Source organism: Gimesia aquarii (genome assembly GCF_007748195.1).
GTDB classification, from domain to species: domain Bacteria; phylum Planctomycetota; class Planctomycetia; order Planctomycetales; family Planctomycetaceae; genus Gimesia; species Gimesia aquarii.
Map to the genome: position 1 here is coordinate 1,551,667 of NZ_CP037920.1, position 21,425 is coordinate 1,573,091.

Genomic DNA, 21,425 nt, shown 5'->3' on the forward strand with positions numbered 1-21,425 from the left:
TTAGCCGTGAAGTGTTTCATCATTGGCTGTTCCTGTAGTCAACTATTGCCAACGGTTTTGTATTATTGCACACAGTGTTACCTGGCTAACTGACCTTCATGCAACCAGGCGTTGCTTACGAAAGCATCGTCGAGGGGAGTTTTCGCGACATGATTGGTGTAGTTCGATAGCACCTTCAAACCAGTGCCGAGAATTACATCAAAAACCGTTTGCTTGGAATAGCCAGCAGACAGCAACGCTTGCACATCGCTTTCATCTGGCCAGCCACGGCTGGTGTTGACCTTCTCAGCAAAGACACGCAAGGCTTCCAGTTTCGCGTCGGCGATAGGTGTGTTCTCGCGAAGTGCTGTGATGACGTCTTCGGGCACGCCTTTCATCTGCGAAATTGTCGTGTGTGCCGCCATGCAATAGATGCAACCATTAAGACGATTGTTGGTCATCAGAATGATTTGACGCTCGGTTTCAGTCAGGCTTGTCTTATCGAAGATCCCCGCCAATGTCATGTATCCTTCTAGCATCGCGGGCGATTCAGCCATCGTAGCTAACAGGTTGGGAAGAAATCCATAGGTCTTCTGAGCTCCTTCAACAAGCGGCTTGCTGGCGGCTGGTGCGGTTTCTGCGGTGTGTCGTGTGAACTGGGTCATTGTAATGTCTCCAAATCATTTTGACCAATCGGTCAAAACAAGGTTCAAAAAAAGGGGAGCAAGCTCCTCCAACAAGTCACATGCTTGTCACTACATAAAAACTATATCGTGTTTTGAACGATCGGTCAATACTATTTTTAAAAAAAATTTTTGCAAACTTTTTTAGAGATAGTTTTGCCTTGTTGAAAAGTTATTTCACTATTTTTCATCTGGTTATTAACGCCGCAGGACAAATTTTGGAACCTAAAGTCCTGCTTCGGTAAACAGTAGTTTTTCTAACCGAGTTGACAATGCTGAACGCTGTTATTGACTATTTTCCTTTTTTTCTTTTTTATTTACCAATTTTTCATGTTGTGCCTTTAATGCCTCCAGTCTCTCTTGTTCTACCTTTTCTGCCTCCAGTCTCTCTTGGAATAACTTTTCACCAAGCTTAGACCGTTTCTCCTCGGCTTTCTTAACCTCTTTGGACTTCACGTCAATCCATACGGTCGCTTCATACTCTTTTGTCTCGTCTGTTAAACTAAGCTTTAATAAATTTTTGTCCCATTGAAATCCTGTCACAATGGGTCTCGGACCTCCGGAACTACCAAAACCATCGGCAAACACTATTGAATCTTTGATCACACCTTTCAAATTTGTCTTTACTTTATTAGCTGGGTAAGCACCTAGGTAAAAAGAGCCGCCCGTGACATCTTTTTCAAAACGATTGGTGAGATCAGGTGAAGGCGATTTCGGGTCATGATTCAGAATACTCTCAGTCCAAATAATTACATGTTCGACGACAAAAAAACCCAGAATTTTATTTTCAATCTCCAGGTATCCGTTCCGTTCAGGTCCCACCCAGATACTCCCTGATTCTGAATCGGAGAATGCGGTCACTGGTGTCGTAAAATTATCTGGACCATCACTGAATTCGTAATTTGTTCTTTTCGCATTGATAACAACTGCCGGCTGCTTACCGGATCGAAGTAACTTAACTTTAGAAGCTTCCCACTCACCAACTTGCTTCTTTTTAATTTTTTCCGGGATTCCAAAGCGTTTATTTCTCTGTGCATTTTCATTCTGCTCACACCCTGCAAGCAATACAAACATCAGGGCGCAACAAGTTAGTAAATGCGAGATGGACATCGAATCATTCCTTAATAACCTCTGTTAAAAAGTGGAAATTGTATCTCGTTGGTTGCGAGTGTTTCTATCATATCCTAAATAAGCGAATTGCCCAATATCATAAATAAGTGAGTTGCCCACCATTTTTGTAACGTCACCAGCCCCACCATCATAAGCAGTTATGTCGTAGCACAACTGCAAGTGTCAATGCCTCAGATAACAGCACCAGGGCCATCGGTTTTTTGTAAATCCATCTTAATCACGACATTTGTCTTTTTTAACATTGACATAACGACATTTGTCGTTATTAATGAAAGCATGAATCATCAAAAAGAAAAAATCCCGGATGCCGAACGTGACGTTCTCGTTTGTCTGAACCAGTTGGAAGAGGCGACTGTCAAAGAGATCTGTGAAGCCCTGACTCCAGTGCGCAAGATGGAACCATCCTCCGTCATGACCTTATTGAAACGACTGGAGTCCCGAAAACTCGTTACCAAACGCAAGGCTGAAAAAGGCAAGGCGTTTCTCTTCCGCTCGACGCCGGAGTCAATCCGTGCATACCGTCATCTGATGAACGACTTATTTCAAGGCGTTTTTGGGGGCGATACGCTCTCGTTTATGGCTTCGTTCTTCGAAACACGCAAGCCGACAGAAAAAGAAATCGAACAGCTGCATCAACTCCTTGACGATGTTCGGACCAAAAAGCAAAAGTCGAAAAAGAAGAGGAACCAGTGATGAATGCATTCAACTATTTTTCCTCCGAATGGATTCATTCGATGCAATCTGCCGGCTGGCAGGCACTGTTGATCGCTGTACTGGTATTTGTATTATTGATTCTGACACGCCGTTTCATAAGCGCACAACTTCGGTATGCAATCTTACTCCTGGTCCTGCTGAAATTTATGACTCCGCCGTTCTTGATTCTCTCCACCGGTTTCATTTCACAATACTCGACGATACGTTTCCAGCCAATCAGATCAGAAATAATCTCTTTGGATGCGTCAGCACAGACAATAAATGCTTCCACAACCTCTCAACCCAGCAATCAAACGAAAAACAGTTCCCCCCTTGTCGCAAAAAAGCTTGAAGTAATAAAAAACGGACCTGGTTCAAACCGTTCAGTGATGACTGAAGTATCCAAACCAAAACCGAAATTCCCATGGTCTACTCTGCTGATGTCCGTCTACTTATTCGGTACGACTGCATTCGCGGCATTACTCATTCATCGCTACCGATTAGTTCGACGAGTTGTGCGCGCGGGCGAAATCCAGAAAGACGGTTTTTTGTGGTCTGAACTGGAACGAATCGCGAAGCAGTTAAAAATGAAATCCATTCCCCAATTACGCATCTCAGACCAAACAGACGCCCCATTCGCGATGGGAGTCTTCCGACCGGTCGTTGTACTGCCACGTCTCATTGAAACGCAATTGCAGCCAGATCAACTCACCATCGTGATTGCACACGAATTAGCACATATCCGTCGACGTGATTTATTGATTGGCTGGTTCGAAACGCTGGTGAGTCTTGTCTGGTGGTTTCATCCGGCAATGTGGTGGCTCAGAAAAGCTCTGAGACAGACCCGCGAAGATTGTTGTGACGATATTCTCCTTACAAATCAACTTGCTGAGCCAGAACGATATTGTGAAACATTAATTGATGCCGCCAGTCATCAGTCAACAAAACTGGCAGAACCACTGGTGCTCGGTTTTGTTCGCAAGGAGCATCCTGTCGCCCGACGGATTCGCCGTCTGATGAACGGTTCTCTCTTCAGAGCAGACCGCCTGCGTTTTTCAGCCAGCATCGTGACCCTGGTATTGGCGTTCATTCTGCTCCCCGGTATGCGACAGGACCGTCAGAAACCTGTAACCCAAACCACACTGGAAGGATTGTTCGGGTGGCATAACCTTTCGTTTCAGCTCGATCCCAGTGAAGAAGCCGTCATTAAAAAATGCAATAAGATCGCCCGAACATACTTCTCGACAATCGGTAATAAAAAGAAAAAATTCTCGCTCATCGAAACGCGTGAGAAACTAGAAGCGATTTTGAGTGAGCACCCGGATTGTTTTTACGCACAATATTTACTCGGAACCTGGTACCGCTTAAACGGCGATCTCGAACGATCCACCCAACTGTTGAATGAATCACTGGTCAACGCTCCTGTGGTCCTCACACAAAGCTACAAACTCGGTAATGGCAAGCCAATTCAGGGAGTCGAAATTCCTGGAATCGAAATCGAGTGCAATCGGGTTCAGAATCACTCTCTGGATCCCAGTCTGAAAATGAAATTTGTGGGACTGATCACGGATTCTAATGGCATGGTTCACCTGCCAGTCTACGACACCATCTATCGCACTTTTTCTCAGTCATATCCTGTAGGCTATTACGCAGAATTCAAAAACCTCGGTTGGTTCCGATCGAATTCACTCAATGGTGAATTACCTGATGTCATGGTCTGGCGGCCTTGGTCAAAGCCCCGCAACTTCACACGCACGGCCGCTGAGTCTCAGTGGCTTCGTGATGCGGAAGGTACGGATACGCTGCAACTCGAATCTGGACCTAATACATACACAATCGGGGATGTTTCACGAGTTCAGTCTGACGGCACATTCACAATCGAAAACGGAAAAGGAGAAAGCCTGTCTTCATTCCCAACAGATTTACCAGACATCAAAAATGCGACATTTATGGACCATGCCATGATCAAGTTATCAAGCCCGGAGCCATCTCGTTTTGAAGTTGCCGAGGTGCATATTCTTGATTCGCAGACAAAGATTCCTTTACAACAATTCCAGAGCGGTGCTGGATATACCTGGAAAGACAAATCGAATTTTCGACTGTTCTCGATGTGGGATAAGTTACCAGATATGGTCGATCTTGTTCTGAATGTCTACAATTATGATCAAAATGTCTTCCGTTATAACATTCAGCCCAAAATCGGCACAACTGTATTACAGGATGGATTTTCTTGTAAAATTTCGCATCTCATTGCGGGACATCACATCGGCTGGGGGACACGTGAAGGATTTTACGGAGAAGTCCAGAGTCCTGGTAGCACATCTGAAATAATCATTGACATCATAGGAACCAAGCGGAAGCGCGTTTCGCTTTGGGTCGTTTCGAAAGAGGGACGAAAGGTGAATCTAAAAAATGATGTCTGGAATCCTGCAATTGTCAACGGCAGTCCACCGATTGATATCATGATGCCACTCGATGAAATCGACCACTTTGAGCTGCTGCCTTCCGTCAAGCCAGTAAAGATCTACTTTGAAAAGATCCAGCTACCTGCTCGTAAGGCCCCTTTGGACCAACAACTGCCTTTGATCGAATTTCCCGTCGAAGGGGTCGCTCGGAAATTCACAACAGACACTTTAAGCCCGTTGATAGTACATTTCGAAAGTCAACGCGGAGATGTCAACGATTTTTGTAGTTGTGGTAGCCAAGATTATTCTTTTTATTCTGAAAAGCCGGAAGACAAACGCTTGCGGGAAACGAAATCAACACTGACTTGGAATTATTTCGCTACCATCGATTTAAATCATCGGCAGGAAATCTTCGATAATTCTGGAATAGGAAAGACTCGCGGTTCCACAATTTGTAGTAGCCACTGGGGAACCGCCAGTATAACATTATGGGACGCGCCCTTGGAAACAATGGAATCCGTCCGCTTACAATTCCTGCCGAAGACAGCAGACTAATAGTACCATGGAACGGCGTCTCTTTCTGCAAGTTCAGCCGGGTTCTTACCAAGTTCCTCATATTAAAGCGCACTCAGCCGGTGGACTTCCCACCACTTCTAGTCATCCACCTTAAGAAATCAGGGATTTCGCCTGCTGAGAGACTTGTTTTAAGGCTGCTTTGCTGAGCACCCCTCGGCTCATCACTCGAATTCCGACCACGAGTGTGAGCAGTGTTTTGGCAGTTGGCCGCGGCTGAACCGTCTCTGGAATCTGGCCAGCATTCTGACCACGTTTGATGAGTCGCTCAAAGAAAGAAGCGAACTCATCCATACCTTGAGTGACCAGTGTTCGTACCGCTTCGCTATAGTGGGTGATGTTTAATGCCGTGTTGACTAGCAAACAACCTTTTTTCTCGGTATCAGCCATTGCCTGTTGGACGAGAGAGTCAAACAAGGTATTGAATGCTATCATTGGGCTTTCAATCGCTTCGAGCTGCTTCAAAAATACGGCCCTTTGCTCTTGGTCGTATTTTTGCAAAGAGAGGAAGAATAGTTCTTGCTTGCCATCTCCAAAGGCGTTGTACAAACTTCCCCTCTTCAGCCCCGTTGCTTCGGTCAAATCGGAAATCGAAGTTGCCTCATATCCCTTATTCCAAAATACGTCCATGACGCTTTCGATTACGTCCGATTCGTCAAATGATTTTTCCCATGGCATCGTGAAGTCCTCCAAAGTTGCTTTCAGTGACATTATACACTGTGTTGACTAATCGGTCAAAATATGACACTATGTTTATCAAGAACCAAATAATTTTTAATGAAACATAAATCTCGTACACGGCAGCACTAAAGACTTCGCACACTCTGATTCTAACTCGTTACGAACGTCGACCTCTAGTCACTTAAAAATCAGGGTCACTCTTGCCCTACGGACACCAGAGTGTTGGTCGACGAAAGAAGTTCGACCTATAATCTTCGTCTATGAACATAAAATCAAATGACCATCGACAAACAAAATCAAAAATGAAAATTTGGTTCACATTGTGGCCTTTGTTAATGAGACACCAAACGAGGACTTCGAAAACGATGTCTATCGTAAACGAAACATCGTCGAGCACCTGATGGGGTGGCTCAAGGAATCACGAAGAGTCGCAAACAGATACGATAAACTCGCCGCCTCTTACCTCGCATTCGTTCAACTGATAGCGACAAGATGACTGCACAAAATGCTTTGATAAACAGTGCCTAGCCAGCGTCGGAGCGATCGGTGGGGCGTGGAGGAAGCGACGAAAATGGCTGGCCCCATCGCATCTCCCTGCTAAGTTTTCTTGCTTTTAGAGAAGCCAAAGTCAGGCTTCTCTTGACGGACTAGCATGTCGATGTATTTATCAAATCTCCTCTGTCTGGTTTCGGGTTTCTTCGCAGTTGTCAATCCATATGAAATGACGTATTTACTGGATTTGGTTAGTGTTTCAAAAAAACGTTTCGCTTTAGGCCTACTGTTCAGTGCTGCTAGAAAATCCGCTGGGACCTTCATCTCACTTGCCGGGGCATAGGCTTTTTGCCACCGACCGTCCGCTTTCGCGGAAAGAACATGCACGAGTCCAGGCTCTTCCATCCGGCCCTCAGTTATCAGACGCTCCACATGTTCTGTGTTTCTCTTCGACCAACTGCTTTGAGCTTTTCTTGGAGTAATCCGTTGGAGATAGGCTCGGTCACCGAGCGACTTCTTAACGCCGTCAATCCAGCCCCAACACAGCGTCTCGATCACAACCTCGTTCCAGGTCACGCTGGAAACTCCGGCTCCCTTTTTGAATATCTTGATCCATAGTTCATTTTCGGTGGCATGATTCGCTCTTAGCCACTTATTAAGCTCTTTCGAAGATGCAAAAGCAATTATTTTTTTCGGGTCGGGTTTAATCATTAATCAAACTCTCTTGGTGTAACGATTCAACTCAGCAGTCCGGGCCTCTGAGTGGGCTATGAAGTTCCACAAACGAACATATAAGCCGGGACTGCTGCAGCGCCTAGTTCGGCGCGCCTTCAATTCGCCATAGTCGCCTGGTACAGCTCGATCAACTCACGACTCGGCCCCAGGACGAACGCCATCCGCATGGGTTCCGGGCGATCACCCGACATGATCACGTCGAGCGGCGTGCCGTCCCACCGTTGCTCCGGGATCGGGATATCGGTGGGCGTTCCGCCGGCGGCGAGTGCCCGAGCGTAAGCGGCATCGACATCGGCCACGCCGAGCGCGAGGTGGTTCAGCGGGAATCCGGGCGGAGACATGGGCCACTGGCCGGCGGGGTGCAACTCGACGTAACGCCCATCGCCGGCCTCCAAAAACACGCTCGCCACACCGAAGGGAAACTCTCCGGAGGCGCGCTTCCCTATAATGTCTCGGAACTCTTCCCGCACTGTCAATCCGAGACCGATCGTGTAGAAACGAGTCGACGCCTCCATGTCGGCGACGAACAGACTGACGTGGTGTAGCGTTGGCCGACTTGCGGGGCAGAACACGTACTGGTTCGGGTCCGCACCGGGCTGGGCTTGGATGGCTCTCGTCGATGCCGTCGCGGCCTCTTGCGTTTGCTTTGTCAAGCCGAGGCCGCGCTCCATGATTTCGGCGACAGTGTCGGCGAGTTCATTTGGCAGCAGGTCAGCGGTCCAAACTACCCGGCACCCTTGGTTATCGCCAATCACTTGCGCGGAAGCATTGTGGTGTTCGAATGGGCCGGCGACAACCGACCAGACCAGACGTCGGGAGTCGCCGTCCACGGAGATGATTCGCTCCCTCAGGACGAGGCCGTCGGAGAAGGTGACAACGCGAATCCCTCCGCCATCTTCGAGCGTCGTGTTGGTTACGAATCCAGGGGCCACCCGAGTGTGGATAGCCCCAATGTCCTGAATTGCGTCCCACACGGTGGCGGCCGGAGCCGCGATGACAATCTCTTTCCGAATTGATGCCAAGGTGAAATCCTCTCAAAAACACATAAAAGTTGTATCCGATGACGCTTGCCGCCGGACGTAGTTCGGCTGAAACCCAAAAGTTCAGTTACTTCATATGACCGGAGTACTTGGCCGGGCTCTCTTTCACTGTTTTGGCGCAATCCTGACAGCAGACGACGATTTCCTTCCCATGAACCTGAACCTTGAAGGCTTCTTTGATTTCCCAGCCGCACACGGGACATTTTTTTGCGTTCATATCATCTTCCTTTGAATTGGACACCAATTAACATATTGCAGCGACTTGCGCCAGCGATTTAAAGGTGGTTATAGCCGAAGTCAAAAACTCAGGCTTCCAGATTCTTGCTCATTTCGCGAAGCGATTTGCGCGTTAGGGTGTGTCGCATGTCAGATGGCGAGCAGCCGAACTCGCGGCGGAAGGTGTCAGTGAAATGGCTGTGGCTGGAGAATCCGAGGTCAAGCGCCAGCGCGGTTAGATCACTAGCGCCGGCGGCAAGCTGTTCAAGTGAAGTGCGGAGGCGTAGGCAAATAAGGTAGCGATGGACAGGCATCCCGGTACGTCGCCGAAACACACGTGTGAGATGGAAAGGCGATGCATTCACTGCGCGAGCGACATCGTCGAGAATAACGCGTTCTCCAATACGGCTTGCGACGTAGGATTTAGCCGCCTCGGCCAGATCGATATGATCCGCATCCGTACGCGGTCGATGCCGTTTCTTCGGCAACCCGGTGCGTTGGAATGCAGCGTTGAGCACGTCAGTAATGAGAAGCATTGCTTTCTCATCGACCCAGAGCGAGTCTGGCGGATAGGATTGAACAGACTCAAGGACCGTCACCAGTTCACGATGCTGGTAGAAAGTCCGTGAATCGCATGGGCCTGTGACAAACGGGAACGGCCGATCGGGGTGATCGCTGATCGAGGGATCGAGTTCGTGGATCATGTCGTTGAGAACATGCGGCGAGACCGAAAAGATAGTTCCACGATCACCACAGTCGGCCGGATGGCTTACGCGATAGGTCGATCCTTTTGAGAAGAACGTCGCTTGATTGACATCGCTAGCGACAATACGCTTTCCCACATGTTTGCAGAACACACCGTGGCGCATGAGAACAATTTTGTTATCGCTGGAATGCTCTTCTTCCGCTGGTCCACCTCGACAGGCACTGCAGCGATAGTCGCTCAAGCTGACGATGGAACTGTTGTAGAGTGATTTGTATTCAAGCATACTTCTAACCGCTCATCCTTGACCAACGCTCAGATAGAAAATAACCACAATGATCTTCTACGAAATTCATGTTCCTCTTTCAGATATTTGGGGCCACTAGCTAGGAAGCAATTAGGCGTTCTGAGCCAGCTTCTCAAGCAGCAGTTGGCATTGCTCAGGCGCCGTCGTTTCAGGACCAATTGTTAGGTGAGCAACCGAAGCGTTGGCAGTGGTGAGGCTTGCGACGTAGGATTTGGCCGCCTCGGCCAGGTCAATATGATCCGCATCCGTAAGTGGTCGATGTCGCTTCTTCGACAATCCCTTGCTACAAAATACGTCCATGACACTTTCGATCACGTCCGATTCGTTAAATGATTATTACAATGGCATCACGAGATCCTCCAAAATTGGCTTAAACGCAAGTATACGCCGTATTGACTAATCCGTCAAAAAATGACAATATATTTATCAAGAACCAAATGATACTTTTGTAAGAGGTAATTCTCTTCCACGTCAGCACTAACGACTTCGCATACTCTGACTCTAAGTCGTTACTAACGTCGCCCTCTAGTCACTTAAAAATCTGAGTCACTCGTGCCCGACGGATACCAGAGTGTTGGTCGTCGAAAGAAGTTCGACCTATAATCTTCGTCTATGAACATAAAATCAAATGACCATCGACAAACAAAATCAACAATGAAACTTCGGGCCACTTTGTGGCTTTTATTGTTGATTTCAACGCCTGCTGTCTGTCCAGTGGCCGACGCGTCCCCGCCGATTCGACAGACATCAACATCATGGCAGTTGGATCTTCCCGATCACCCCGTTTCGCGACGTATCAGTCTACGCAGTGAATTCAAGGGTAAGCAAACCTTCGGAACGCTAATCGGTCCTGGATGTATTTGTCGCATCTGGGTAACGGGAAATTTCATCAGTCGAAAGGACATTTTGCGAATTTACTTCGATGGCGAAACAATCCCGTCTGTCGAAGCACCTCTGCCCGATTTTTTTGGCTTAATGCATAACTTGACTCAACCGGGAAAGAACTACCAGATCAATACTCCCTTCCTCTCGGTTAAGCCGAAACTGGGGATGACGTGTTATCTTCCGATGCCCTTTGCCAAGGGGGCACGTATTGAGGTCGAATCACCTGAGGGAAGCATCGTCTACATGATGGTCGATTGGCATGATTATCCAAGTCAGCAACTGAAGGAAAAGATGCGATTTCGTGCCCGTTGGCGACGAGAATCTCCGGTTGCGGATTTTGCAGACGACTTCATAATGCTGGATGCAGCCGGACCGGGAAGGTTAATCGGATTTGTTTACGCCGTCGATATGCTGGAAAGCCGACACAAGATGCGCTGGAGCCATGGTGGAGCAGACAACATCTACATTGATGGTCTTGGCGACCAGCCTTCGTTTCTACGTGGCATTGGCGGTGAAGATACTTTTGGCGCCTCTCATGGAGGCGCCGATTATGTGCCGCAGACATTTCTCTATTCGGACATGCCTTACTACATTCAAAAAGATGCCAAAGGCGACCGGCAAAAACTGGTGGGTTATCGTTTTTTCGCCAAAGACGAAGTTCACTTTAACAAATCGTTACATATCCGCTTTGGTGCACGAGCGCATGACATTTCATCAACTGCGTATTGGTATTCTGAAAAGCCGGTAAGGCCGTATTTCAAGATGCCGCCGATAAAGCAGCGCTTACCGCAGACAAAAATTCTCCGCGGCGAATATGATCTTCCGTTACCTGACTGTGGTTCGTGGTGGTTAGCAGGACCTTTTACGAAGGTAGAATCTCTACCAATGCGTGATGGCAAGTTTGATCCTAAAAGATCGTTTCTTGATCGTGCCTGGAAAAAGCGCGACTCAATCCGGGGATTCGTTGAGTTCAATCACGTTTTGCGTCCCAAGGCGTCCAATGCAAATTCTCCCACGTTAGACGGATGGGCTGTTGCATATTGCAAATTGGAGGCTCAGTCGGAAATGACCGCGGAACTCCGTTTGGCATGGGACGACCATTTGATCCTCAAGCTAAACGACGATCCCTCTGTCGATCTTGGATCACAGCCCTACATTCGTGCAAGAACTCTGAAAGTGAAACTACTAAAAGGGACTAATAAGTTACAGGTCTGGCTGAGCAATCAAGTAGGTGTGACGCGCGGCGCCTGGAACTTTGCGTTTCGTGCTACTGCACCCAATGGCAGGATCATTCTACCCAGGTCTGAGTAAGTAGACCACACTGTCGAATGCAATCAATTTTACAAAGCATTACCCTTTCACGACTTCTGGAATGGGTTCGAATGCGAGTCGTTACAAAGCGTATTTTATAACGGCAGCTTTGCGTAGCGCATACTAACAATCGTTATCCTCTGGTTACCAAAAACGTCGGACCAGAAATCGTTAGAAGTTTGTTTGTTTATCTGTGACGATGTCCGCTATAATAAAAGAACTTAGATGTCATTTATTATCGATCATGCAAAGAACAATCAATGAAATATTTTTATACAATGTTATTCGTGCTTTGTGGTATGTCTGTATGCGATGCGGATGATGTGCTAACGAAGCCCCAGTCTGCTGTCGATTTTGCTCATGAAGTGATGCCTGTGCTACAGAAGCATTGCGCGAAATGCCATACGGGTGACCAGAAAAAGGGCGGCCTGTCGATGAATACGCGGGCCGAACTGCTGGCCGGAGGAGAGTCTGGTAAAGTGGTAGTCCCGGGCGATGCGGCAAAGAGCCATATGATCGAATTGCTTGAATCGTCCGACGATTCCGTCTGGATGCCCCCGGAAGGGCCCCGTGTTTCGGCAAAGGAGATCGCAACTCTGAAAAAATGGGTCGACCAAGGCGCGCCTTGGGACACTGACATTACGATGGGCAAGTCTGCCTGGGAACCGCCGTTGAAACCCCGTCTTGTTACCCTGCCCCCACCACAAAACGGCCGTAACCATCCGATTGATCGGCTGCTGGATGCCGATCTCACTCAGCGAGGACAATCGCCTCCTCAAGCGGTTTCGGACGCCGCCTTTCTTCGTCGTGCCACTCTCGACGCCATTGGTCTGTTGCCGACGCCGGAAGAATTGCAGGCGTTCGTCGCGGACAAATCAAACCATAAACGCGAACAGTGGATTGATCAACTGCTGGCGAACGACATCGCTTATGCCGATCACTGGTTGACGACCTGGAACGACCTTTTACGCAACGATTATACAGGAACCGGCTTTATCACCGGTGGGCGCAAGCAGATCACTCCGTGGCTCTACGCTGCGTTGCGCGAGAACAAGCCTTATGATGTGTTCGTGCGCGAACTGATTTCGCCGACGACCGAATCGGCTGGCTTTATCGACGGGATCAAGTGGCGCGGCGATGTGAACGCAAGCCAGACGCGCGAGATCCAGTTCGCCCAGAATGTCTCGCAGGTTTTTCTTGGTATCAACATGAAGTGCGCCAGTTGCCACGACAGTTTCATTGATCGTTGGACTTTATCGGAGGCCTACAACTTAGCCGCGATTTATTCTGATCATCCCCTTGAACTCAATCACTGCGATAAGCCGACAGGTAAGATGGCCACGCCAAAATGGATCTTCCCCGAGTTGGGAGATGTCAATTCGAAAGCTCCCAAAACTAAACGACTCCAGCAGTTGGCTGTGCTGATGACTCATTCCGACAACGGGCGATTCACCCGGACGCTGGTCAATCGAATTTGGGCGCAGCTCATGGGGCGTGGTATCGTACATCCAGTCGACGCGATGCACACGCGGCCCTGGAATGAAGACTTGTTAGATTATCTTGCGGTGCAGTTTGCGAAGGATGGTTATGATTTGAGGAAGTTCATCCGCTTCATTATGACATCACAGGCTTACCAGTCGCAAGCCGTGATTCTGGAAAAAGAGCCGGGCGAAGATTATGTTTACGCGGGACCCATTGCCAAACGAATGACCGCTGAACAACTACTGGACTCGATCTGGCAGATAACGGGAGGAAATCCTGCCGTCGCGGAAGCCAAGGTGGATCGCTCAGAGAAATCGGAAGTAGAAAATTCGAAGTCCCCATCGGAAATATTAATACCCACACCGATTACCGCTTACTGGATTTGGCACAGCGGCGAAGTGGGCAAGAAATCACTGCTACGAAAGAAGTTTAAGCTCAACGCGGCTTCGACCGGTGCGAAATTGATGGCGACATGTGATAACGCCTTTGTCATGAAAATCAATGGCGCGAAAGTAGCCACCTCTCGAAGCTGGAAGAAGCCGGTCTATCTCGACATCACACAACATCTGCAGGTGGGTGAGAACCTGATTGAAGTCGATGCGGAGATGTTCGGAGGCGCTGCGGGATTTATTTGTCAGATTGCATATTTAGATGGCGTTGATCAAAAAGAAATTACGAGCAACAAATCCTGGGAAGCGCGTTCTCCATCCGGAAAATGGGCCGCGGCAGAAGAACTCAATCTGCACGGCAAGCCCCCCTGGGGCACTGTTCTGGATCCCAAAGTGAATGCAGGTCCGCCGTCTCTTCCTGCTTCCCCTGTTCGAGCGGCTTTAGTAAAGAATAATTTTCTGATGCGCTCGTTGGGTAGACCACATCGTGATCAAGTAGTGACAACCAGGCCTGGCGAGTTGACCACCTTGCAGGCAATTGACCTCTCGAATGGAGATATCCTGGCCGAGTACCTCCAAAATGGTGCAAAACATCTTGTTGGCAAAGACATAAGTAGTGAGGAATTGATCGTTCTGCTTTTTCGATATGCCCTCTCACGTGAACCCTCAACAGCGGAGCGAACCGTTCTAGCTGAAGTTGTCGGAGATGGCCGCGATCCTATCGCTGTTGAAGACCTTCTGTGGATCGTCTTCATGAAACCTGAATTTCAAATGATTCGTTAGTTCAAAGTCGATAATCTTATGATGACACTTGAAGAAAAAATTTCCCGTCGTGACCTGCTCAAAAAACTCAGCGCGGCATCTCTTGGTGCATTGACGATGGGAGCCCCTCGCGCCTGGGCCAATACCGAAGCGGTCAAACAACCGCACGCAAAGGCCGATTCCTGCATTCTCATCTGGCTCGCAGGAGGCATGGCTGCCCCTGACACGTTTGATCCGAAACGCTATCTGCCTTTTGAAAAAGGGCTCGAAGTAGAAAAAATTCTGAGCACATTCCCGGCGATTGATACCGCAGTCGACAATATCAAAATTACAAAAGGCATGGAGCAGATCGCAAAAGTTATGGATCGAGGCACACTGATCCGCTCTGCAGTGCAGCCGGACCTTGGTCACATTCTGCATTCCCGCCACCAGTATCATTGGCACACCGGATATGTTCCGCCTCTCACAGTAGCTGCTCCGCACATCGGGGCCTGGATGGCGAAGGTGCTTGGGCCGAAAAATCCGGTTGTCCCGCCATTCATTAATATTGGCCAGCGGCTTGAAGGCGTTGGGGAAAAGGAAGAGCTCAAAGCCTTCACCACTGCCGGCTTCTTTGGAACGGAATACGGCCCGATGAACCTACCCTACCCGAAAGACGCTGTTCGCTCTGTCCAACCACCAAAGGGGATGGAGCCCGGAAGGTTCGCCAATCGTTACCGGCATTATCGTCAGTTGATCGACAAAAACCCAAACCGTGAATGGATGAGCGATTACCAGCAGGAATCGATGCTGCGTTCGATGGAAGCGGCACATCGTCTGTTACAGTCGAAGGAAAAGCATGCCTTCGACCTGACTCTTGAGCCAAAGGAGTCTCGAGAGATTTACGACACAGGACGGTTTGGACGGGGTTGTCTTCTGGCACGCCGTCTGGTTGAGTCAGGCGCTCGATTTGTCGAAGTGACCACCGAATACATCCCCTTTATCCATTGGGATACGCACGAAAATGGTCACACCACTGTGAAACGTCTCAAGCAGGAGATCGATCGACCGATCGCGCAGCTTGTTCTCGATCTCGAAGTAAAAGGGCTACTTGACCGGACTCTTGTCATCATTGCCAGCGAGTTCAGCCGTGACATGATGATCGAAGGGGTTCCCGGTTCGAATGCGAAAGATCAGTCACGCGCCAAGACCGAGAAACTTGCAGAGATGAAGCACTATGGTTTGCACCGTCATTTCACTGGTGGCACAAGCGTCGCCCTGTTTGGTGGCGGCGTCAAAAAGGGCTTTCTCTACGGTAAGACGGCCGATGAGCGGCCTCTGCTTGCGATCGAAAACCCAGTCTCCGTTGAAGACTTACATGCTACGATCTTCACCGCGATGGGTATTAGTCCGAAAACAGCTTACGACGTCGAGAAACGGCCCTTCTTTGCGACAAAGGACGGACACGGCAAACCAGTGACAGAAATATTCGCCTGAGATGTATCCAATAATAGAATTAAGTAAGCGATGATGAATCGATTCTGTCTTATTTTTCTAAGCCTGTTCAGTATCACGGTGGCGACCGCCGCAGAACCCGTAATTACAGAAGGCAACAAGTCTCTGCCACTGCCGGGTGAGTCCTTCAAGCTCAATGGTCACAACGCCTTTGTTATTCTGCCACCGAATACAGACGCCAACATTCCATGGATTTGGTACGCTCCCACCCTTAGCGGACTACCGGCCAAATCCGAGGTTTGGATGTTCAAACAATTTCTCGCGAAAGGCATTGCCATCGCGGGCATCGACGTTGGCGAATCTTTTGGCAGTCCACAGGGGCGAAAGATCTACACAACCTTCTTTGATTATCTAGTAAAGAAACGCGGCTTTCGCAAGAAGCCATGCCTGCTGGCACGCAGCCGCGGCGGATTGATGCTTTATAGCTGGGCGGTTGAGCATCCGCAATCCGTGAGCGGAATCGCTGGTATTTATCCGGTCTGTAACATTAAGAGTTATCCCGGCATCGCGCGTGCCGCTGGCGCTTATGGGTTAACCCCCACACAATTCAAACTGGAATTGTCAAAACATAATCCAATCGATCGGCTAAAATCACTGGCCAAGGCCAGAGTACCCCTGTTTCATATTCATGGTGATAATGACAAGGTTGTGCCTTTGGAAGCAAACTCCGCAGAACTGGCCAGTCGTTACAAGGACTTTGGTGGTCCCGTTGAAATTGAAGTGGTCGCGGGGCAGGGACACAATATGTGGAAAGGCTGGTTTGAATCCCAAAGACTTACCGACTTCGCGACAGCTTGCGCGCTTGGGCAACCCCTGGAAAAACGTAAAGCGGCAGCCCGCTTAGAGCGCTGATCAACACAGTGACCACATACAACTCGCCGCATCGCTTATGCCACCTCCAGTTCTTTGAGTAAAAAAAGGAATACGAGCAAGGCAAACAAGATTGCGCAAGCTGCGGACGTGGCATGGACTATTAGAAAGGATTGCCAGCCATTCCAAGGCTGAAACCCTTCGCTGACCTTGTGTTTCATGAACGATGTCTGCAGAATCTCAACGATCCAGACACGGCTAATCGTATGAAGCAATCACGAGCAGGCGATCAGTCCAATAAAAGTGACCAGAAGTTGTATCACGATTCTTGAAAAAAATCTTTTCGTTGAGTGTGTATTCATTCACTGGCTTTACTTAACGCGCTTGAATCTTTGATCCGTCCATCCTCCATCTCGATGATTCGGTCTGCAATATCCAGTACTCGGGAATCGTGTGTCACCATGAGAATTGGAACTCCACGCTCTCGTGCGAGTTTCTTCAACAGATCGACGATACTCCTACCAGATTTGCTATCTAATGCGGCAGTTGGTTCGTCTGCCAGGATCAAAGAAGGATTGCCAACTAGCGCACGAGCAATCGCGACGCGTTGTCTTTGCCCCCCGGACAGGCCAGAGGGTTCGTGCCTCATGCGATCGCTTAAGCCAACGACAGCCAAAGCCTCGGCAGACCTGGAAACGATCTCGTTTGACGACACAAGTCCCTGCATTTCCAGCATCAATTCGACATTCTGTGCTGCCGTCAGAAAGGGGAGTAAATTGTGCTGTTGAAAAATGAATCCAATCTGCTTGCGTAGTGAAACCAGTTCTGACTCTGTCGCTTGATGCAACGAATGGTCTAGAACGGTTAACTCTCCCTCCTGAACTTGTCGTAGGCCGCCAATCAGGGTCAATAGTGTCGTTTTGCCGCTGCCACTCGGGCCAGTCAGTAATACGATCTCCCCCGCTTCGACCGAAAAACAGATGTCGAACAAGATTTGCTTTTGCAGTTCTCCATTGCCGAATGAGAAACAGAGGCTGTTTGCAACGATGGGAGTAGGATTCGACATCTAGAACACGTCTGCTGGTTGAGCGGAAGAGAGTTGTCTAATTGCAATCAGGCCTGATAGACCACACATCGATAAAGTCACGACAAACACTGTCACCGCACGATCAATAGTCATGATAATTGGCATTTGGATCGCATCTGTAGCGACCGAATAAATACCGAGAGCCATTAGAAAGCCTGGGACAAACCCAAAAATGGAAAAGATCACGGCTTGGCTGAGGACGATTCGAACCAGAAATGATTGTCGAAATCCCATCGCTTTCAGCGTTGCATAGTGAGGCAGATGGTTTGTGACCTCTGTGTACAGGATTTGGTAAACGACCACAAAACCGATGAAGAACCCAACAGCCGTACCCATACCAAAGATAAAGTCGAGAGGGGCGGTTTCTCTTAAGTAGGTTTCTTCGGCATCGACCAAATCTTGACAAGGCAAAACGCGGGCTTCTTTGCCGAGAAGCTCAGAGAGTGTACTGGCCACAGCCTGAGGGTCCGAATCACTTGTTAATCGGACCAAACCGATATCGATCGAGCCGGGGTTGCGATCAGGAAAAAGCCTGAGGAAATTTGCTGGAGATACATACAAATTGCCGTCCGTATTAATGGACACACCCACGGAAACGGAACCGACGACGTGGACTTCTCGATGATTGACCTCCGTGATCACGTTCCGACTTTTATCAAGTTCGTCAGCAACAGGACCATAGGTGGGTCGGCTTTGCCGGTCAAAACAAATGCGGTCAGCACGCTCAAGTATCTGCTGCATTGACTCGTAGCCGGGTAGATCCATCATTGGTCGGTCTGGATCGATTCCATACACGCTGATCGGAAACTCGATATCACTCCACGGATTGCGAAATACAGCGCGCCCAACATAGAGAGATTGCACCCGCTCGACCTCTGGATGTGCCATCACCCGGTAGAACATACTTCTTGGGACGGAAGAAGGTTGAAAAATTGTTTTCGTCCGCGGGCTGACGACAACGACATCTGCCGTCAGGCGTTTCGCGACCGCGATACTGCTATCGATGGCTCCGCGGCGAATACCCAGTTGCACTAACATCAGCATGACTGCAACAATCACGCCAGCGGAAGCCACGAGTAACTTGGTCTTATTGTGGCTGACTTGCTGCCACCCCACACGAAGACTCGCAGGCAGACGAACCATCAAGGTAGCCCCCTATCAACTGACAGATCTCTTGACCCTTCTGGCTTGATCACCACCTCGACTCTGGCATTCGAAAGCCGCGCGAGCGCCTGTACAATGTCAGGTTCCAAGTCGATGCGCACTTCAACTACGCGGGCATCCACATCGCTCACGGGATCGACAGAGAGAACGTCTTGGCGGCCGACGAGCTGCCCAATTTCAGCAATGGATCCCTTGAACCGTTGATTCATCGAGATGACACTCATTTCAGCGGACATGCCAACAGACAATTTAGCGATATCAGCCTCAAAAATTTCGGCTACGACTTGGAGATGTTCCATGTCTGCCAACTCTAGAATTCCTTGGTCGCCAATCGTCTCGCCCGCATGCGCGTGAAGCTTCAGCACTTTGCCATCAATAGGCGCAAAAACTTGAGTGGCTTCGAGTAAAGCTAATTGGAGTTGCAGTTCAGCTTCCGCTGTCTTTAGCTCGGCTTCTGATAGTGTGATATCGACCGCACGGACATTCTCCATGGCCGCTAATTCACTTGTAAACTGCTGAATGTTTAGGACCGCTTCGTCAAAACGCAGCTGAACCTTTTCAAGTTCATGAACGGTGATCGCCTTGGAATAATCAAGCCGCTTTGAACGTTCCAATTCCTTTCGAAGCGACTCCATCCGCGTGCGTACGAGCTTCAGTTCGGCACGCTTCGCGTCTATAGTCTCAGGCTCTTCGCCGGATTTGATTTTTTGGAGTCTCGCTAGAGCAGTTGCAACGTTTGCTTTCGCTACCGCAACTTCACTAGATCGTTGAGCAAATGTATCAAACGTGGCAAGCAACTGCCCCTTTTGTACGATATCTCCTGTATTAACGTGTAACTCCGTGATGACTGACGAGCGAGAACCACCCCAAGGGGAAATACGCCGAATGCGACTACGCGGTTCAATTCGACCGAGCGCACCAATCCATTTATCCTGTTCCTCGGAAAGAAAACGCGACTTTGCATTACCCGCAACGACACTTCGCAACTCACTCTTGTTTGAGCTAAGTGCAGCGATAGCGATTGTCGCGATAACAACGATTGCGAAGATGATGTTCCAGGACCGGCTTAGCTTCACTTTAGGCCCTCTTTCCGTCGTTTTGTTCGCTGAGTCGATTTTTTGCTCTTGGTCGATTGCTCTTTGCTGTCTTCTCGGGGTGACAGTCCCACGCGGCTTCGGAATTCATTGCCCACACGAGCGAATAGCTCGTCTTTTGGGTCGATTAACCCCAATAGCTGCCAAACCAGAAGACCGTCAATCGCGAGCCAAATCAGCATCTGCTCCAGACCAACAGACTCATCTTCGAGTAAACGATCGCGCAACTCTGTTCCCATTTCGGTAAGGGGGCCGATGCTGGTACTACGATCAGCAGCTAACGTGAGCATTGATAGCATAAATTTGAAAATGATCGATGGGTCAAGCTCCTGTTTCGTAGTTTCCAACTCCGCATCTGAAGGAAACATGCATGAAACAATTCCACGCGCCCAGCGCATTTCCGAATTGGGGTCAGACGCAATTCTGCCCAAGAGCATATGTTGGCCAACTTCTGCAAAATGCTGTAGCGTGCCGTGCATTAACTCTTCTTTTGTACCAAAATGATAAAGCAATCCACCTTTGCTGACTCCGGCTTCTGCAGCTACGGCATCCAAGCTCATCGAAGAGAATCCGTCCCTCGCGGCAACAGCGATTGCTGCTTCACAGATTTTGTTTCGAGATTCGCTAGCTTTGGACATAAATTCTCCTTGGACTCTTTTATTGTACCGTCTGGACGGTTTGTGTCAAGCTCAATTTTACTTGAGTACTCTGTCTGATTTCCATATCAACGATCACAAACCTGAAATAGCCGATGATTCGTGAACCACCGTAACGAGCTCTAAATATTGATCGAAGGATAGTGAGCATTCCTTTTTGAAGATCTGATGTTGGACTCGTAGGGAACATTTCGCATCTGCAAGTTAATCCCGAGCAATCTGCATGGCAATTGCTTGAGTGTTGAGAACACCTCTTGTAATTCATAGAAGCTCCTAAAGGAAAAAAGTGTATTTCTAAGCGAGTCCATCATGAACCTGTTATCGTAAGTGAAATCCCAAAATACATGGTAGGGGTAGTGGTTGTTTTTGCGGCCACCGCTCATGTTCTTTTTAACTATCAGCGAAACATGCCAAGCTTGTCGGCCTTGGACGTCTTTTGCAGCCGATCGAAGAGCCCAATGATCTGGTTCAAGAGCTAATGACTGTCTGCCTATCCGAAATGGAAGAAAAAAACTACGGAAGAAATTAAAAAAGCAAAACACCACAGGTTTACCTGTGATGGGATTGAGCATTGACAACAAAAAAATGACGAAGTTTGTAGGATCAGAAATCTCTGTCAGGGACCGAGTTCATGGATGGCAAGCTCGACGAGA

General features: G+C 48.8%; 17 protein-coding genes. 6 read left to right on the top strand and 11 right to left on the bottom strand.

The window, feature by feature from the left end:
- Nucleotides 1–77: 77 nt before the first annotated feature.
- Together V144x_RS06415 and V144x_RS06420 are read right to left on the bottom strand one after the other, a co-directional pair.
- The gene (locus tag V144x_RS06415) at nt 78–644 is read right to left on the bottom strand and encodes a carboxymuconolactone decarboxylase family protein (protein WP_144983083.1); all 567 of its coding nucleotides are present in this window, start codon (nt 642–644) and stop codon (nt 78–80) included.
- Between the two features lie 303 nt (nt 645–947).
- Nucleotides 948–1,772, bottom strand: coding sequence for a hypothetical protein (locus tag V144x_RS06420; protein WP_144983086.1), 825 nt, complete (start codon nt 1,770–1,772; stop codon nt 948–950).
- Nucleotides 1,773–2,069: 297 nt separating this feature from the next.
- On the opposite strand from V144x_RS06420, the gene V144x_RS06425 reads away from it, so the two are divergent.
- Entirely contained in the window at nt 2,070–2,486 is a 417-nt protein-coding gene (locus V144x_RS06425) for a BlaI/MecI/CopY family transcriptional regulator (RefSeq protein ID WP_197998783.1), read from the top strand.
- Nucleotides 2,486–5,446, top strand: coding sequence for a M56 family metallopeptidase (locus V144x_RS06430; RefSeq protein ID WP_144983093.1), 2,961 nt, complete (start codon nt 2,486–2,488; stop codon nt 5,444–5,446). Before V144x_RS06425 ends, V144x_RS06430 begins: the two co-directional genes overlap by 1 nt.
- A 111-nt stretch (nt 5,447–5,557) precedes the next feature.
- Here V144x_RS06430 and V144x_RS06435 read toward each other — a convergent pair whose 3' ends face one another.
- The 5 genes from V144x_RS06435 to V144x_RS06455 all read right to left on the bottom strand — a co-directional run bounded on the left by V144x_RS06435 (nt 5,558) and on the right by V144x_RS06455 (nt 9,617).
- The gene (locus V144x_RS06435; RefSeq protein WP_144983096.1) at nt 5,558–6,142 is read right to left on the bottom strand and encodes a TetR/AcrR family transcriptional regulator; all 585 of its coding nucleotides are present in this window, start codon (nt 6,140–6,142) and stop codon (nt 5,558–5,560) included.
- 600 nt (nt 6,143–6,742) lie between these two features.
- A complete protein-coding gene (locus tag V144x_RS06445) occupies nt 6,743–7,348 on the bottom strand; it encodes a YdeI/OmpD-associated family protein (protein WP_144983099.1) in 606 nt (201 codons plus the stop codon).
- Between the two features lie 119 nt (nt 7,349–7,467).
- Complete coding sequence (locus tag V144x_RS06450) at nt 7,468–8,394, bottom strand: SRPBCC family protein (RefSeq protein ID WP_144983101.1); 927 nt, start codon at nt 8,392–8,394, stop codon at nt 7,468–7,470.
- An 85-nt stretch (nt 8,395–8,479) separates the two neighbouring features.
- Nucleotides 8,480–8,629 carry a helix-turn-helix domain-containing protein gene (locus tag V144x_RS28310; protein WP_197998785.1) on the bottom strand — a complete coding sequence of 50 codons (150 nt, stop codon included), beginning with the start codon at nt 8,627–8,629 and terminating at the stop codon, nt 8,480–8,482.
- Nucleotides 8,630–8,717: 88 nt separating this feature from the next.
- On the bottom strand, nt 8,718–9,617 hold the full coding sequence (locus tag V144x_RS06455) for a helix-turn-helix domain-containing protein (protein WP_144983105.1): 900 nt from the start codon (nt 9,615–9,617) through the stop codon (nt 8,718–8,720).
- 675 nt (nt 9,618–10,292) lie between these two features.
- Between V144x_RS06455 and V144x_RS06465 the strand changes: the two genes are divergently transcribed.
- The 4 genes from V144x_RS06465 to V144x_RS06480 all read left to right on the top strand — a co-directional run bounded on the left by V144x_RS06465 (nt 10,293) and on the right by V144x_RS06480 (nt 16,813).
- Complete coding sequence (locus tag V144x_RS06465) at nt 10,293–11,834, top strand: glycoside hydrolase family 172 protein (RefSeq protein ID WP_197998786.1); 1,542 nt, start codon at nt 10,293–10,295, stop codon at nt 11,832–11,834.
- 260 nt (nt 11,835–12,094) lie between these two features.
- Nucleotides 12,095–14,488, top strand: coding sequence for a DUF1549 domain-containing protein (locus V144x_RS06470; RefSeq protein WP_144983112.1), 2,394 nt, complete (start codon nt 12,095–12,097; stop codon nt 14,486–14,488).
- A gap of 18 nt (nt 14,489–14,506) precedes the next feature.
- Nucleotides 14,507–15,943, top strand: a complete 1,437-nt coding sequence (locus V144x_RS06475; protein ID WP_232102735.1) for a DUF1501 domain-containing protein — start codon at nt 14,507–14,509, stop codon at nt 15,941–15,943.
- A gap of 261 nt (nt 15,944–16,204) precedes the next feature.
- A complete protein-coding gene (locus V144x_RS06480) occupies nt 16,205–16,813 on the top strand; it encodes an alpha/beta hydrolase family protein (RefSeq protein ID WP_232102736.1) in 609 nt (202 codons plus the stop codon).
- Between the two features lie 316 nt (nt 16,814–17,129).
- On the opposite strand, the gene V144x_RS06485 is transcribed toward V144x_RS06480, so the two are convergent.
- Genes V144x_RS06485 through V144x_RS06500 form a run of 4 tightly spaced genes read right to left on the bottom strand, consistent with a single transcriptional unit; the run spans nt 17,130 to nt 20,754 of the window.
- Nucleotides 17,130–17,837: an ATP-binding cassette domain-containing protein gene (locus tag V144x_RS06485; protein WP_144983118.1), complete on the bottom strand. Its 708-nt coding sequence runs from the start codon at nt 17,835–17,837 to the stop codon at nt 17,130–17,132.
- The gene (devC, locus tag V144x_RS06490; RefSeq protein ID WP_232102737.1) at nt 17,838–19,001 is read right to left on the bottom strand and encodes an ABC transporter permease DevC; all 1,164 of its coding nucleotides are present in this window, start codon (nt 18,999–19,001) and stop codon (nt 17,838–17,840) included.
- A complete protein-coding gene (locus V144x_RS06495; protein WP_197998787.1) occupies nt 19,001–20,098 on the bottom strand; it encodes an efflux RND transporter periplasmic adaptor subunit in 1,098 nt (365 codons plus the stop codon). Before V144x_RS06495 ends, devC begins: the two co-directional genes overlap by 1 nt.
- Nucleotides 20,095–20,754, bottom strand: coding sequence for a TetR/AcrR family transcriptional regulator (locus tag V144x_RS06500; protein WP_144983123.1), 660 nt, complete (start codon nt 20,752–20,754; stop codon nt 20,095–20,097). The genes V144x_RS06495 and V144x_RS06500 overlap by 4 nt, the downstream gene beginning before the upstream one ends.
- Between the last annotated feature and the right edge of the window lie 671 nt (nt 20,755–21,425).

Excerpts from the sequence above, each read along its gene's own strand:
- V144x_RS06445 (WP_144983099.1), bottom strand. The coding sequence starts at position 7,348 with ATGATTAAACCCGACCCGAAAAAAATAATTGCTTTTGCATCTTCGAAA.
- V144x_RS06485 (WP_144983118.1), bottom strand. The coding sequence starts at position 17,837 with ATGTCGAATCCTACTCCCATCGTTGCAAACAGCCTCTGTTTCTCATTC.
- V144x_RS06420 (WP_144983086.1), bottom strand. The coding sequence starts at position 1,772 with ATGTCCATCTCGCATTTACTAACTTGTTGCGCCCTGATGTTTGTATTG.
- V144x_RS06435 (WP_144983096.1), bottom strand. The coding sequence starts at position 6,142 with ATGCCATGGGAAAAATCATTTGACGAATCGGACGTAATCGAAAGCGTC.
- V144x_RS28310 (WP_197998785.1), bottom strand. The coding sequence starts at position 8,629 with ATGAACGCAAAAAAATGTCCCGTGTGCGGCTGGGAAATCAAAGAAGCC.
- V144x_RS06455 (WP_144983105.1), bottom strand. The coding sequence starts at position 9,617 with ATGCTTGAATACAAATCACTCTACAACAGTTCCATCGTCAGCTTGAGC.
- V144x_RS06465 (WP_197998786.1), top strand. The coding sequence starts at position 10,293 with ATGAAACTTCGGGCCACTTTGTGGCTTTTATTGTTGATTTCAACGCCT.
- V144x_RS06475 (WP_232102735.1), top strand. The coding sequence starts at position 14,507 with ATGATGACACTTGAAGAAAAAATTTCCCGTCGTGACCTGCTCAAAAAA.
- V144x_RS06470 (WP_144983112.1), top strand. The coding sequence starts at position 12,095 with ATGAAATATTTTTATACAATGTTATTCGTGCTTTGTGGTATGTCTGTA.
- V144x_RS06425 (WP_197998783.1), top strand. The coding sequence starts at position 2,070 with ATGAATCATCAAAAAGAAAAAATCCCGGATGCCGAACGTGACGTTCTC.
- V144x_RS06430 (WP_144983093.1), top strand. The coding sequence starts at position 2,486 with ATGAATGCATTCAACTATTTTTCCTCCGAATGGATTCATTCGATGCAA.
- V144x_RS06415 (WP_144983083.1), bottom strand. The coding sequence starts at position 644 with ATGACCCAGTTCACACGACACACCGCAGAAACCGCACCAGCCGCCAGC.
- V144x_RS06480 (WP_232102736.1), top strand. The coding sequence starts at position 16,205 with ATGTTCAAACAATTTCTCGCGAAAGGCATTGCCATCGCGGGCATCGAC.
- V144x_RS06500 (WP_144983123.1), bottom strand. The coding sequence starts at position 20,754 with ATGTCCAAAGCTAGCGAATCTCGAAACAAAATCTGTGAAGCAGCAATC.
- devC (WP_232102737.1), bottom strand. The coding sequence starts at position 19,001 with ATGGTTCGTCTGCCTGCGAGTCTTCGTGTGGGGTGGCAGCAAGTCAGC.